This window comes from Enterococcus sp. HMSC072F02, assembly GCF_001837725.1.
Classification (GTDB): Bacteria; Bacillota; Bacilli; order Lactobacillales; family Enterococcaceae; genus Enterococcus_B; species Enterococcus_B lactis.
This window is the reverse complement of sequence record NZ_KV833963.1, coordinates 57,933-71,875: the sequence shown is the minus strand read 5'-3', so window position 1 is coordinate 71,875 and position 13,943 is coordinate 57,933. Positions and strand designations below refer to the sequence as shown.

13 protein-coding genes, 1 pseudogene and 1 other annotated feature are annotated in these 13,943 nt (G+C 37.2%); of the genes and pseudogenes, 1 reads left to right on the top strand and 13 read right to left on the bottom strand.

The features are described 5' to 3' along the window. Positions 1-49 precede the first annotated feature (49 nt). The 4 genes from HMPREF2731_RS08850 to rplU form a co-directional block, all read right to left on the bottom strand. Entirely contained in the window at positions 50-2,857 is a 2,808-nt protein-coding gene (locus HMPREF2731_RS08850; RefSeq protein WP_172401376.1) for a sigma-54-dependent transcriptional regulator, read from the bottom strand. 431 nt (positions 2,858-3,288) lie between these two features. Further along, entirely contained in the window at positions 3,289-3,582 is a 294-nt protein-coding gene (rpmA, locus tag HMPREF2731_RS08845) for a 50S ribosomal protein L27 (RefSeq protein ID WP_002289452.1), read from the bottom strand. A 12-nt stretch (positions 3,583-3,594) separates the two neighbouring features. Further along, complete coding sequence (locus HMPREF2731_RS08840) at positions 3,595-3,939, bottom strand: ribosomal-processing cysteine protease Prp (protein WP_002289451.1); 345 nt, start codon at positions 3,937-3,939, stop codon at positions 3,595-3,597. Between the two features lie 27 nt (positions 3,940-3,966). Continuing rightward, complete coding sequence (gene rplU / locus HMPREF2731_RS08835) at positions 3,967-4,275, bottom strand: 50S ribosomal protein L21 (RefSeq protein ID WP_002289450.1); 309 nt, start codon at positions 4,273-4,275, stop codon at positions 3,967-3,969. Between the two features lie 19 nt (positions 4,276-4,294). Next, positions 4,295-4,371, bottom strand: a sequence feature (ribosomal protein L21 leader region). Between the two features lie 189 nt (positions 4,372-4,560). On the opposite strand from rplU, the gene HMPREF2731_RS08830 reads away from it, so the two are divergent. After that, positions 4,561-5,202, top strand: a complete 642-nt coding sequence (locus HMPREF2731_RS08830) for a uracil-DNA glycosylase (RefSeq protein WP_070872807.1) — start codon at positions 4,561-4,563, stop codon at positions 5,200-5,202. A 61-nt stretch (positions 5,203-5,263) separates the two neighbouring features. Here HMPREF2731_RS08830 and HMPREF2731_RS08825 read toward each other — a convergent pair whose 3' ends face one another. The 9 genes and pseudogenes from HMPREF2731_RS08825 to HMPREF2731_RS14505 form a co-directional block, all read right to left on the bottom strand. Beyond that, on the bottom strand, positions 5,264-6,895 hold the full coding sequence (locus HMPREF2731_RS08825) for a SulP family inorganic anion transporter (protein WP_070872805.1): 1,632 nt from the start codon (positions 6,893-6,895) through the stop codon (positions 5,264-5,266). 120 nt (positions 6,896-7,015) lie between these two features. Continuing rightward, positions 7,016-7,375, bottom strand: a complete 360-nt coding sequence (locus HMPREF2731_RS08820; protein WP_002329013.1) for a DUF1304 domain-containing protein — start codon at positions 7,373-7,375, stop codon at positions 7,016-7,018. Positions 7,376-7,689: 314 nt separating this feature from the next. Continuing rightward, entirely contained in the window at positions 7,690-9,060 is a 1,371-nt protein-coding gene (locus HMPREF2731_RS08815; protein ID WP_070872803.1) for a DUF6056 family protein, read from the bottom strand. Between the two features lie 143 nt (positions 9,061-9,203). Beyond that, the gene (locus tag HMPREF2731_RS08810) at positions 9,204-9,986 is read right to left on the bottom strand and encodes a peptidoglycan amidohydrolase family protein (RefSeq protein ID WP_070872801.1); all 783 of its coding nucleotides are present in this window, start codon (positions 9,984-9,986) and stop codon (positions 9,204-9,206) included. Beyond that, complete coding sequence (locus HMPREF2731_RS08805; RefSeq protein WP_083325485.1) at positions 9,983-10,300, bottom strand: phage holin; 318 nt, start codon at positions 10,298-10,300, stop codon at positions 9,983-9,985. Before HMPREF2731_RS08805 ends, HMPREF2731_RS08810 begins: the two co-directional genes overlap by 4 nt. A gap of 12 nt (positions 10,301-10,312) precedes the next feature. Then, on the bottom strand, positions 10,313-10,519 hold the full coding sequence (locus tag HMPREF2731_RS08800; RefSeq protein WP_070872800.1) for a BhlA/UviB family holin-like peptide: 207 nt from the start codon (positions 10,517-10,519) through the stop codon (positions 10,313-10,315). A 949-nt stretch (positions 10,520-11,468) separates the two neighbouring features. After that, a pseudogene (locus tag HMPREF2731_RS15355) lies at positions 11,469-11,961 on the bottom strand (BppU family phage baseplate upper protein); the annotation flags it as partial. A 10-nt stretch (positions 11,962-11,971) separates the two neighbouring features. Next, complete coding sequence (locus HMPREF2731_RS08790) at positions 11,972-13,096, bottom strand: metallophosphoesterase (RefSeq protein ID WP_070872796.1); 1,125 nt, start codon at positions 13,094-13,096, stop codon at positions 11,972-11,974. Next, positions 13,035-13,943 (bottom strand): phage baseplate upper protein (locus HMPREF2731_RS14505; RefSeq protein ID WP_256337595.1); only part of this gene is annotated, 909 nt, incomplete at its 5' end. The genes HMPREF2731_RS14505 and HMPREF2731_RS08790, both read right to left, overlap by 62 nt.

Sequence of the window (13,943 nt, the reverse complement as noted above, 5' to 3'; positions counted from 1 at the left end):
ACCAATACACAAAAACGATACACTATAAAAGTGTATCGTTTTTGTGTATTTAAGGCATAGTGTATTCTTTTTTATCTAGCTGATTATGCACTAGACGTAGCAGATAATACATTTCTTCTATTGGCACTTTTACTTTTATCTTATCTTCTAGCAGGACAACCGAGGCTGTTAATTGATTATAAAGAGGATCACTCGTTATATTCGTCAATTCGTTTTGTTCCACCATCAACGTTTCATTTCGAATAATCCGTTCGATCATTCCTGCTGTGTGCATCACTAAGTTGATCTTAAAGCCATATTCTTCATTGCCAATTCCCATCGTCTGAGAGATTTGTGTAGAAAATTGCCACATTGGATCAATTAGTTTACTACCATTGATAAAGATGAAGTTCTCAGAGATAAATTCAACACATGTTTTTTTAGCTGTCTCTTCATCTAGCGAGACGAATTCAGTTTCTTCCATTTCTGATTCCATAAGCAACTGATCCAAAATGACTTCGATATTTTGATCAATGAAGCGCTCTAAAGGAATAAATGGTGCTTGGATATTCAAATCAGTAATTCCAGTAGTTGCTATGATCTGATATTCTTTTTGGATAACTGGCAATTCTTCTTTCACTTCCACAATCGACAAAGCTAGAACTTCTAATTCTGTTTCTTGACGCTTATTTACCGCTCGTTCGATCAATTCTTTGATTCTTTGCGCTGTACCTTCGCCAGATGCACAAATGGCCAAAACAGCTTTTTTCTTATGGATAGGTTTTGTTTCCCGGACAGGTTCTACAGAAGATATTTCTGCGTAACCTCGAAAATTCTTCAATGATTCATGCAACATATCTAAATCTGTCCCTAATACAGAGACCTTTCGTACAGTTTCCAAAACTAGAGAAGTTGTTACCATGTCAACGGTACGTACAGGTATCCCGGTGTCTCGCTGAATTTGCGAATTAAATGAGGCGAGGGACCCCATATCCACTAATAGTATGACCCCGCTTCCTTCATCTACTTCTTGTACATTGCGTTCAATGCGGTCTAAAGCTGTTTTCGGATCCATATCCAACGGCATGTCTACTGCTCGTACGTTCTCTGCATCTAACAACTGTTGGACAACCTGAACCATACTGCTCGCTGTACTGTTTCCGTGAGCTGCAACGACTACACCGATTCTGCCGCTTGCTTGGTTCGCCCGTAACGAGACGAGTAGAACAGTCAAGTAGTAGTCTTCACTTTCTGGAATATCCACTTGAAAATACGTTTCTATATAACTACGCACTTCTTTCGCAACAGCATATTCATCTGGAAAATCAAATGCCATCTCACGGATATTATCATTCGTATGCCGTTCTTCTCCTAAATTGATCTTTTTCAAAAACGAACTGATATGCAAGCTCATAGCATAAATAAAGTTTTGCTGAAAGTCATATGGTAAAGATCTTTTGACCATTACATAAATCTGATTGGTCACTTCTATGATTTTTGGATCTACAAATTCTGCTAATTTGCTATCTGCATTAAAAGAAAACCCATGGTCTTTATAAAAAGACTTCAGATGGATGTTGATATCTGTAGAAATAAAGTGATTGATTGCTTCTTGGTCCAACCCATCCGACTTCAGCAAAGCTGCTTTATCTCCGATGATATCATATAGATTATAAGGTAATTCATAGGAGTCTGATTGGATTTTCATGATTGTATCGTTTGGTGCTACAGTTATCTTTGGCTCCAATATTTTAGAAAGCTCTGCCATTGCACTGCGGTTGCTTGCTAATTGAATCAATCCGCTACGAATCCCTTCTGTCAAATCATCAATCGTAATCGATATTTCGGGAGATTGCATATGATTTAGAAATCCTCGTGCGCATACTAACTGGATATTCGACTTCAATTGACCTATATTCCCATAAGTCACACTGCCAATCAGTGCTTTTGCTACATCTTCTGTCAAAGAGATCTTTCGTTGCGTGCGGTTCGCTTCGTGGGCAATCATAATTTTTACTAAATCGACTTTCTCATTTGCAGGGCGTTTTTCAAAAGCCGGAAGTTTGATATTAATTGGGATACGCCGAACAAAAGTTTCCAATAGCGAAGAGCCTGGATCTTCTGTGGTCGCACCTACGATTCGTACATTTGCTTCATGAGATTTCGTTGTTTCTCCAAGTCGACTGTAAGTCCCGTGATCCATAAAGTAAAAGATCATTTCTTGACCTTCTGGAGGCAATCGGTGAATTTCATCCAGAAATAACATACCACCATCCGCTTGATCGATAATTCCCATTTTTTCTTCATCTGCACCTGTAAAGGCTCCTTTTGCATACCCAAATAAATGGCTCATCAAAAGCTCAGGGTTATTCGCGTAATCAGCACAATTGAAAACAATCAGTTCCGTTTCCTCATCTATTACATGATGTGCTTTGGCAAAATGATACATCGCGTGCGCAAAATAAGTCTTTCCTGATCCGGTAGGTCCTGTAATCAAGCAATTTAATCCTCTTGGCGGATACAAGATCGCAGCTTTTGCCTGTTCCACTGAGTTTTTCATGCTACCATTAGCTCCAATGATTTTTGCAAAGATATCCTTAGTATCTATCTGGAGCGTATTTTTTTCTTCAGAGACCGGCGTTTCTTTGTAACTGACCACATGTTTTGCAGCTGGCTTTACGTGCGTAGCGAGTGTTTGATATATGTAACGTACTGGTCGTCCATCTGTCTTTATCAGTTTTCCTTCGCGCACTAGCTGATTCAGATCTTTACTGCTATTCGTTCTTTGGATTCCTAACACTTCAGCAATTTCTTGTGTCGTTACTCCTTGGTCATATTCTGCCTTTGTTAAATGAGCGGTTTTTTCTTTGACATACATATAAATTCGGTCCATGCGTTTTGCCAATGGTATCGCTCCTTTTCTATAGACTGTTGTTCTTAGGCTTCAAAACATAATACTATGTATTTATTTCCGTTTCGTCAACTATTTACCTGATTTTGTTTCGTTGACAACAAGCGAAGGGACAAGCGTAATGAAGATAAAAGAACACAAAATATCAACTCCATTTTTATATCGGAAACAAGAAAAAGAACACTATTTATCCTACAATGATGCTGCTGATAGCAAACGATATCGCTTTCATCAATAAAAACAATAGTTATCAAAACATTCTGATTACAAAATGGCAAAAAAATCTTAAGCGTAAAAAGACATGGCAACCTTCGCATCCTTCATTCCAACTTTTTTTATAAACAAAAAAGAGGTTGTGACAAAAATCTTGTCACAACCTCTTTAATCGCAAGCTTCAATTAAGCTTCTTGAGCTACTGGATAAACAGACACTTGTTTTTTGTTACGGCCTTTACGTTCGAAACGTACTACGCCATCAACTTTTGCAAATAAAGTGTCGTCTCCACCGATACCCACGTTTACACCTGGATAGATTTTTGTACCGCGTTGACGATAAAGAATTGATCCACCTGTAACTGTTTGTCCATCAGCGCGTTTAGCACCTAGACGTTTTGATTCTGAGTCACGGCCGTTAGATGTAGAACCGCCACCTTTTTTGTGGGCAAATAATTGTAGATTCATAGATAACAACATGGTCTGCACCTCCTATTTATCATTGATTGTTTTAATTTGGATATATTCTGAGTTTTCAGCTTCTATTGATTGTAAACCTAATAAAAGATTTTCTAATAGAATCTCAGCAATATTGTTTTGTTCTTGTGTCATTCCTGAAGTGACTTCGGTATAAAGATAACCGCCTTCTTCTTCATTCATTTCAACAATCGGTTCAAAACCGGCTAATGAGGCAATCCCGTTGACAGTGCTGATCGCTAACGCAGAAACACCTGCACAAACGATATCACTTCCATAAGGACCAGCATCAGCATGCCCGGTCAAAGTGAATGAAACGATCTGACCTGCGTCATTTCGCTTAAATGTTCCTTTGATCATATATAGGCCTTCTTTCTCAAACGCTGATTAAGCGTTGATCGCGTCGATAACCACTTTTGTATATGGTTGACGATGACCTTGTTTGCGGTGTGAATGTTTTTTAGGTTTGTATTTGAAAGTAACGACTTTCTTTTGTTTGCCGTGTTTTTCAACAGTACCTTCAACAGTTGCACCTGCAACAGTTGGAGCGCCTACTTTTGTAGATTCGCCACCTACTAAGATAACTTCGTCAAAAACAACTTTTTCTCCTGCTTCAACGTCAAGTTTTTCAACATAGATTGCTTGTCCAACTTCAACTTTTACTTGTTTACCACCAGTTTTAATAATTGCGTACATGCTATAAAGCACCTCCTTCTGATATACTTAGACTCGCCATCCGAAGTGACAGCATCTGCTGTGCTTATTACTTGTTCTGAGCGGTTGTAGCTGTGGAGTCCACAATTACAACAGTACTAGCTTACCAGAACAGCCGCTGTTCGTCAACTAAATTTAAAGTCAAAAAATGAAATAAAGATTTAAACAATCGTTCTCCTGCTTTTCTTTCCTCTTCGTTTCTGCCAAATAAAATAGTCGCATTGCGTTTCTTTTCTTCTTATAATAAAAGAAAAAGGAGGAGCACAAATGGAATACCCAACAGAATTGATACAAGAGGCTTCTTTAAGGATGAACGACCGTCCTGTAGAAGGGTTTGTCACTGGGCAAGGACCTCTTCATCCTAAATTAATGCTTGTAGGAGAAGCCCCAGGGAAAACAGAGATTGATACACACATCCCTTTTAGCGGACAAGCTGGAAAAGAATTGATGCAGGCACTTTCTTCCACTGGTTTAACACGAGAAGATGTCTATATCACCAGTGCTGTACGGAGTCGCCCGTATCGCGTGACTCATCGGATCAATAAACGGACACAACAGACAGAAACTGTTTATCCAAATCGTACACCTACGCGATCCGAAGTATTTGCACACGCACCGATACTGGATTACGAACTGATGGAAGTCCAGCCAAAATTAATTGCGACACTTGGAAATATTGGCCTGCAACGATTACTTGGTAAAGAATATACTGTTACCAAAAACCATGGTCAACTCTATACAGGTCCCGTCTTACAGCTAACAAAACAAAAAGATGCCTACGAATGGTCAGAAAAAAACTATCGTATCCTTCCACTTTTTCATCCAGCAGCTATTTTTTATAATCGTTCCCTTGTACCTGTTATCCATCAAGATTGGCAAGTACTAGCTTCACTTTTACAACAAGATTAAAAAGAACAGACAAGACGGTGAAATTGTTAGTTTACAGTCTTGTCTGTTCTTTTTCATTGTTTTAATGGCTCATTGCAGTATATTTCGCATGCAATGCTGTCAACGCATGAGCAACTGTTTGATGTTGATGTGTGGATGTATATTCCCATAAGTGAGAAAGTTGTTTTTCTACTTCCGGCTGCAAGGAAGTATAGATAATCGTTTGTCCTCTCTGTTCTGCTTTTTCTTGAAATTCATCAAAAACTGCGCGTGCCGTCAAATCAATACTTGGTACGCCACGCATGGAGAAGATGACACCGTCGTGATGGTTTAGTTCTTCCAATTTATTTTTTAGTTTCTCTGAAGACATGAAAAATAGCGGACCGCTGATGTACACTACTGTCCAATTATTCAGCTTTTCCGTTTCTGGCAGCCCCATTCTTTGCCAATCGATTGTTTCTAATGAAATCGTGATAGCCGCACTTTTTACAACAAAAAATACACAACCGCCGATAATCCCAATTACAATAGCAATACTTAAATCAAAGATGACTGTACAAATCATTGTAAGAACAAACAATAGAATAGCTGACCAATATTTATGAACAAATAGCTCCTTAATCGTTCTCCATTCATTCATACGCCAAGCCGTCACGATCAAAACACCTGCAAGTGCCGGCATCGGAATCTGTGACATCACTGGCGCAAAAACAAGCATGGAAAGCAACAAGACAACTGCATGGATCATGCCAGCTAATCTGGTTTGTGCGCCAGATTTGATGGCCACACTTGTACGAGCAATGGCTGCAGTAGCAGGAATCCCGCCAAAAAAAGGAAGCAATAGATTTCCCACCCCTTGTGCCACTAATTCTTGGTTACTGTCTAATGACTTATTCGCCATTCGACCAGCAGAAGCACCACATAATAAGCTCTCAATCATCCCTAACAGAGCAATGCTAATGGCCGGAACGGCTACTTGTTGCAAGGCAGAAAAGCTAAAATCTCCCAAGCCCAAGCGATTACTGCTGATCAGTGTTTGTGGGATGTTACCAACAGTGTCTACTGGTAAATGACACAGTAGCGTAACTACTGTTGCTAAAATGATGGCCAACAGCGAACTAGGCATTCGTTTCGCCCATTTTTTCGGATAGATGAACATCCCTAAAATGACTAGTCCTCCCATAATCAAAGATGCTATGTTTATTGGAAAACCTAGTGTTTGATAACTACTTAGCTTTTCAATAACATTTGTACCTTCCGAATGAACACCAAACAAATTATCGATCTGACCTAATGCAATAATAATAGCAATACCTGAAGTAAATCCTGTGATTACTGGTGCTGGGATAAAAGAAGTTAGTGTTCCTAATCGGAAAAGTCCTGCTGCAAGTAAAAATAGACCTGCCAAAAAAGTAGCAAGCAACACACCTTGCATTCCCTTTGTTGCCGCAATGGACATTAGAATAGCTGCCATTGCGCCTGTCGGACCTGATATTTGATAAAAACCGCCTGATAAACCGCCAATAACGAGACCGGCAATGATAGCCGTAATCAAACCTGCGGACGCATCGGCTCCGCTTGATACCCCAAAAGCCAAAGCTAAAGGCAATGCTACAGCAGCTACTGTGATTCCAGCCAAAAGATCTTTCTGAAATCTTGAAAGATCATAACCTAAAAATTCTTTTTTTAGTGATAAAACATAATTTTTGAACACCTATCTAACTCCTTTTCATGAAATTTTCTAAAATACCATTCATTAGAATAGCATATTTCATGAGAAAAAGTAATATTTTTCACAAAGTTTCCTGTCCAATAGATCCTTGTTTTTCTACATTTAGAAGAAAATAGAAAGCAAGGCCAACAGAGCTAACCCACCTTGTTTTAGTAAAATCCAGCGATCGCTAGTCAGACTTCCATACAATGCAACAATAAAAATTGATAGCAACAGCATACTTGTAATTTCTTTAGGTGCGGAAGAAAGGTAAGCTCCGTAAAGTAGTCCCACCCCTAATAGTCCATTGTATACTCCTTGATTCTTAAATAATGTTTGAACAGATTTTCTGCTTAATTCTTCTTTATTCATTTTAAAAACTCTGCTTGTCGTATCGGAATCAGTTCTTACTGTTTCGATGTACATGATATAAAAAAATTCGATGGCCACTAGAGTGACTAAAATTTTTGATAATATTGACATATTTGCTTCCTCTTTCTGATGGATTTTATTTTTACTTCCTATAATTGTACTAGATAAAGATGTTTTTTTTATTTTATTTGCCTTTGAAAACAAACAATATTGGCACAAAAAACAAAGAAAAACCGTTAGAAACTGAGGTTTCTAACGGTTTTTTAGCGTCACAGGAGAACTAATCATAGCTCTAACTAATTCTATTTAATTAATAAATAAAGCTTTTCTAATCCGAGACTTCAAACAATTCGAACGATTTCAAAAACTATTTGGCACATAATTTGGCACAGAATGAGTAAATAATTAATCTACAAATTCATATGTTATCTATTTATTACTGTCAATATGATAGTACAGATTCCTAGCATGGTTAAGCTAATTTGTAATAGTTCAGTCTTTTGATAATTTAATTTTTTTATCAATTCTCTGATAAACATTAACACTACTATGGCTACAACAACATAAAGTATATAATATGTTCTCATTCCTGAAGCCCAAACCGTTGGAGAAAATCCCATAATTACTCTTGAACAGAATCCCATCACCATTAAAAGAGATAAAAATAAAGCTATTTTTTTATTGGTAAAACTTAAATAAATTCCTAGGAGCAAACAAATCATTAAACCTAAAATTAGTAAAGTCGCTACCCATGTGCCAGGATAAGAAAATGATAGCTTAGTACCTGTCTTAGTAAAAAGATTATTTAAATTACTACTACTCCAAATTAAAGATCTACTATTCCCTCCTACATTAATAAACCCTGTAGATACTGTATTACCATAGTAAATAATGAGATTTAAAAATAGAGGTAATGCGGATACTAGTCTCAAATAATAATTATGGCAGTTCATATAAGTCATTGTAAATGTTAAAAAGAATAATAATAAAAATAAAATATTAGTATCTAAGAAAAAGGGTTTTCCGAACGAAGAAATACCCAAATCTAATTTATTTAAAAAATTAAAGTGTTCATATTGAGGAAACCATCTACCTACTTCTTGTGTAGCTCTTACGGAATTTCCAGGAGTTGTTAGGGAAAAAATTAATTCAATAAAACTAATTACAGAAAAAACCAGCAACTTATAACTATAATTTTTTTTGAACAGTAAATAAACAGTAACTATACTCGTCAACGCAAAGAAACATACATTAACTTGCTCTTGATTAGCTGAAAATATCAATAGAGGAATACTAATCCAATATATTTTCATATTGATTTTCTCGTCTCTTAAAAGTTGGTAAAAAGGGTAAAAAACTAACAAGCAAAATGTCACTGGCCATTGATAATTTAACGTGGTTGCCCGCCATCCTGTTTCTCCCATTACCGTCAACGGTATCAGACAATAAATAGAAGAAACTATCATTAAATTCTTCACACCAATTTTTTCAAAAACATACTTACAAAGTAATATTACGTTTCCTAACATAACAGTTGAATTTAATAATTTCCACAGCGTAAAATGTTTTGAAAAAAACATCAGAAAAAGTTCAATAATAATTCTTGAACTCCAAGTTCTATAATGATCTAAAGAAGCTCCTAAATAACCCCACTTGTCTAACCTTTCTGCATAAACTAAGTCATCTGATCTGACAGTCGGCATGTAAAAATTAAATAGAAAAAAAACAAACCAAATCCCTATTATCAGCAAAATTAATTCTCTATTCAGCATTATTTTTCTTTTGATATTATTCATTTTATACTCCTTTTTAATATTTTCAGTAATCAGTATAGCATAACTTTATAAGTCGTTTGAAACTATTTTACTAATTAATGGGGTAATACAAGTCTATGTAGATCCTTCTCTAGAAAGAAGGATTTATTTCTGCAATATTAAATTTATAGTTTATTCGCATTTAACCGCCGCTGTAATTCTTTCACTGCATTAGATACAGGACTGATTACTCCTCCGTCTTGCGTGGTGCCTAAATGTCTTTGTAATGCTTTGATTGTACCTTGCCCACACAATCCGTCTTGAGCAATGCCTAAGAAACCTTGTAAAGCTCTGATGACATTCGACCCAGTCAACGTATTGTCAAATTGAGCAGCGTAAATATTTTGATTAAATGTTTGTTTGAATTGATGACTGATTACTCCGTCTTTGCCAGCTGTGTCAAAGTATTCTTGCAGACGTCTAGCAGTTGCATTGCCAAACTGACCATCAAGAGCCAATTGGATCATCTGTGGTTTATTGTCTGTGTTAGCAGTTCCGCCATCGATAATACGATAGAAATTGTGTTGCAATCGTGTACTCATATAAGCATCGTTAGTGTCAACCGCGATTCCGTTATGCGTATGAGAGCAGTGGATAAATGATCCATTACTTAGAAAAATGCCTGTATGACCAGCCGATCCATCTGACCCTCCAGGAGTACCCGAAATAAAGATATCTCCTCGTTTTACTTCCGAACGACTAATTTTTTTCAGTTTCGTCCCAACCATACCGAAGAGGGTTTCAGTATTTCCCATTGATCCAGACGGTAAAAAACCTCCAGCGATCATTGAGTAAAAAACTGCAGAACTGCAATCGTAAGAATTAGGTCCAAGCCGATGGTACATATCATAAGTGACTTTTCCTTTGCGAGCCTGCATCCATTTAATCATATTTTCTTTACTCATTATTTAACATCCTTTCGTTCTGTAAATTCCTGACCATCACCATAATCCGGAAGTGGGTCAATTTTCGGTTTTTTATAAGTCATTGCTTGTTCACTGTCAGACACACCTCTAGTTGTTGGATCAGTCACAACACCTAGAATAGATAGAAATGCAAATGCTGCATTGACAATATCTAGCAATTGTTTATTGATTACGTCAATTTCAAATTTATAGCCGAATGGAACGGCGATAACTTGTGATAGTAATAGCCCTGCTGACACAATCGCCAGCCAAAATGATTTATTCTTCATTCGTACTTTCCAGTTAATGTTTTTCATTTCTTTCACCTCCTACTGTAGTTTTTCGTGGATTTTCTCCACAGTGCTTTTGATTGCTTCCACATCGCCCAATGCATTTGTCAATTTATCAATAGTACTTTGATATCTTTTTTCTCGTGCGTTGTTCTGCTGCATTACCCAAATAAATAAACCCACAAACAAAACAGCGAAGCTGATTTGTTCGGGGTTTGAGAGTAACGATCCTAATAATTTTTCCATGATTCACCAACTTTTCTTGTATTAAAAAACAAGCTACTTTGAGTACGCTAATATTAATCTAACCAGTATTGAAATAAATCTAAATAACAGTATTTAACATCCTTACCGCTATCATTTCCTATATACAAATTTCCATTAGTCGCAACAGCTATTCTACACGTTGTTGTAAAAAGACCCGTCGCACCTACCCCCATTTTTGTAATAGTGGGAATAAGTTCATCAGGTAACACTGCAATTACGTGCTGTTGGCCTTGACTTGGCAATGTTTCAGTTGTGGTAGTAATAGCACCATTAAAAACTACATTATGGCGCCCATTTACCGTGTTAATTCTATATTTTGGAGTTGTTCCTTCCGCACCTTTATAGCCACTCGCCAATGTCAATATTTTCCACTCGCCCAACGAATAGATATCTTTTTTTGCTTTGCTTATTTCCACTTCTAACGTTTCTTTCATCTCTTTAGAAGTTACAAATTTAAGCCAACTCCCCCACGTTGCAGGGTTTCCGGCAAAAGTTCTCATATATACAGCGCCTTGGAACTCATACTTCTGTATAATCACCGCTAATTCATTGTAGACAGTCAAAAAGCCGTATAGTTTACCGCTGTAAGGCATATTTTCACCAGTTGCAGCTGCACAATAATAAATGCCGCTTTCTGTTATGTCATTCCAGTCCTGAGTAGTTAGCATTGTATCTTTGAAAATCATCGATCCTTTTTCAAGGGTTTCTTGCTTAACAAAATATTTTTCTGCCTCTGAAAGCTCACCTTGTACAGTAGCTAAATCCGTTTGAATAGTTTCTGCCGTCTGTGAGACTTTTACTACTTGATCTTGAGTCGTTTTTAATTTTTCATTGAGGTCTTCCATTGTTTGGTTAACTGTTCCTGTTGCTTCTTGCACAAATTTATCTACATCTGCTTTGGCATCATTGACGGTTTGATCAAGTCCTTCTAAAGCTTTTGCCACTGCCTCGTCCGCTTCTTGTTGTACACCATCGAGTAATTGCTTGAAATCTTTTAAATAATATTCTCCATTTAATTGAACATCGCCATCAATCACTGATTTCTCGATATTGAATGTAAAGCCTAAATTGTCAGTGTGACTGCCGTCTGGAAAATCGATGTAAACATTCGCATCAACTTTACCTTCGTAAGAAAGTAACATGTCAGGAATCGGGTATTTTACAATACCTTGCATATAGCTATCAGTAATGATTTGGTTATCAAAAATAGGAAATTCTTTTTTCTCTTCTCCTTGATAGATGTACATAAAAAGACGAACAGTCGCATCGATTAAATCGGTAGGACTTCCGTCTTGATTTTTAATTTGAAATTGTAATACACCAGCGCTCTTGTCGTAAGACTTAAACGTAAATCCAGTGATTTTTGTAGCATGACTGGCTGGTTCTGTCGGTACTACAATTTCTCCTGTCTTCCTATTCATACGCTCCCTCCTAATAAGTATATTCTCGATCAGTAGCTCGTCCAAATCCATGCAATTTGACTCTGCGCTTTTCTGTATCGAGTTCTAGAACGACAAAGGCATCTTCTTCAACAGTTCCGATAGTGGCATCATCACGAACAAACGCACAATCCAAAACAGTAGAATAAAAGCCATCCATTTCATCAGCAGCATAGAAGTATTCTGCATGTCGATGTCCTGCAAAAAATCCAACTAAAAGACTTTCTGCACGGCTGGAGAAGTCTACCGAAAAATTGACAGAAAAATCTTCTACATTAGATGTAAGTTGAATTTCCTTCTTCTCGATGAAAGCTTTTATCAATTGCTTTAATAAGTTACCATTAACAATCGGATCTGTTGTAACTGTTTCAGGCATAATCGGAACGTGCGAAGTAAATAATACATGATAATCTTCCGGCAATGTTCCTAGCGCTTGTTCTGCTATCCATTTTAATTGAGTTTCTTGAATTCCATAATGCCATTGATCCACATATTTAAGTGTTCCATTTATATTTTTAGTCAACGGATTATCTAGGGTATCAATAAGCACAAGCCGTACTTTTTTATCTGGAAAATCTTTATAGTGATATTGTCCTTCATGGTTGTAGTTTTTCCCTTCTCGACTTAGATACTGATCAAAAATTTCTTGTTGCTCTTCTCCGGTCAAAATGTTTTCTAACAGCACCTTATTCCCTTCGTTTGAGGGATCCCATACAGCTGAACCCTCGTCATGATTACCACGTATGATAAATTTATTTGAATTATTACCTTGCGAGAATCGCTCACAGTAACGCTCTAAATTTCGAATATTCACTGATTTGTCTTTGTGTTCGCTATCCACGTTGTCGCCTAAAGCAGCGATAGCATCTAAATCATTTTGAATGTACAGAATATTATTCAAATTTTTCAATGAACGGAAAGCTTGAGTTCGCCATGTCCCTTCATCAAAATGCGAGTCTGTTACAATACCTAAATTAAAAGCACTAGGATTTAAATTTTCTTTTAGTTGTTCTAGTGCTTTCACGAAATACAGCCGAGGCAACGTCTCCCCGGCCTCATCTGGGAAATTCATCAGCCGTTGTCCATGATGATTCAATATTGTGATAATGACTGCCATCCATTGCGACTTTCAATTCAAGCGAACCATCGACTTTAGCACGGCCAAAATATACATTGAACATCGCCGGCACATAATTTTGCACTGCTGTTTCTACTGTTGGCTTGAATCCGTCAGGAATAACAAGTGGTGTAAAGGTATTATTATTTTTTTCTACTGCATCGTCTAAGGTTGTCATGGCTCCGTGCATAATCACAATATCTCCCATGCGTGCTAGATAAATATTGCCGTACTTCACTTCTGACAAGTCACCTGTAGCAAAATGTTTTGTCACTTTATTTGAATCGTAAAAATTCTTGGCAGTTTCTGGGGTCATTAACTTTGTATTATTAACTCCAAGCTTTGCTTCCTCATCGGTTGCTAATCGTGCATCAGTTTGCTGTGTTACGCGTTGAGGGGTCATAAATTTATTTGTAGCGATTCCCTGTTCTGCATCCGTCTTTGAAGCTGTCGCAAAATTATCTAGTTGATTCGTACGTCCATCGATTTCTGAAAGTTCATCGATCAATCCACTGAAATCTTTGTTTTCCACGATGCTTGAAATCAAAGATTTGTACCTCTTATAGTACTCGACCAACTCTTGCAAATCCCAAAAGTAATTTCCTTCCCAAATGTTTTTGCGAATACCAGGAAGAACTCGATAATTGAAGCGCATCGTACTAAATAAATCAGATTCCGGTTCTTCGCTGTCGGCGAAACTGAACCATGCTTCAAATTCACCGACCTTTTGTAGAAACGCATCGATCAGTGTGTACGACACTCGGCTACTGTCATAATAAACAGTTTCAACTTTATCTCTTACTTTGTAAGGGCCGATTTGCGCATTGAAAAAGACAACTTTACTATC

Excerpts from the sequence above, each read along its gene's own strand:
- HMPREF2731_RS08850 (WP_172401376.1), bottom strand. The coding sequence starts at position 2,857 with ATGTATGTCAAAGAAAAAACCGCTCATTTAACAAAGGCAGAATATGAC.
- rpmA (WP_002289452.1), bottom strand. The coding sequence starts at position 3,582 with ATGTTGTTATCTATGAATCTACAATTATTTGCCCACAAAAAAGGTGGC.
- HMPREF2731_RS08840 (WP_002289451.1), bottom strand. The coding sequence starts at position 3,939 with ATGATCAAAGGAACATTTAAGCGAAATGACGCAGGTCAGATCGTTTCA.
- rplU (WP_002289450.1), bottom strand. The coding sequence starts at position 4,275 with ATGTACGCAATTATTAAAACTGGTGGTAAACAAGTAAAAGTTGAAGTT.
- HMPREF2731_RS08830 (WP_070872807.1), top strand. The coding sequence starts at position 4,561 with ATGGAATACCCAACAGAATTGATACAAGAGGCTTCTTTAAGGATGAAC.
- HMPREF2731_RS08820 (WP_002329013.1), bottom strand. The coding sequence starts at position 7,375 with ATGTCAATATTATCAAAAATTTTAGTCACTCTAGTGGCCATCGAATTT.
- HMPREF2731_RS08815 (WP_070872803.1), bottom strand. The coding sequence starts at position 9,060 with ATGAATAATATCAAAAGAAAAATAATGCTGAATAGAGAATTAATTTTG.
- HMPREF2731_RS08805 (WP_083325485.1), bottom strand. The coding sequence starts at position 10,300 with ATGAAAAACATTAACTGGAAAGTACGAATGAAGAATAAATCATTTTGG.
- HMPREF2731_RS08800 (WP_070872800.1), bottom strand. The coding sequence starts at position 10,519 with ATGGAAAAATTATTAGGATCGTTACTCTCAAACCCCGAACAAATCAGC.
- HMPREF2731_RS08790 (WP_070872796.1), bottom strand. The coding sequence starts at position 13,096 with ATGGCAGTCATTATCACAATATTGAATCATCATGGACAACGGCTGATG.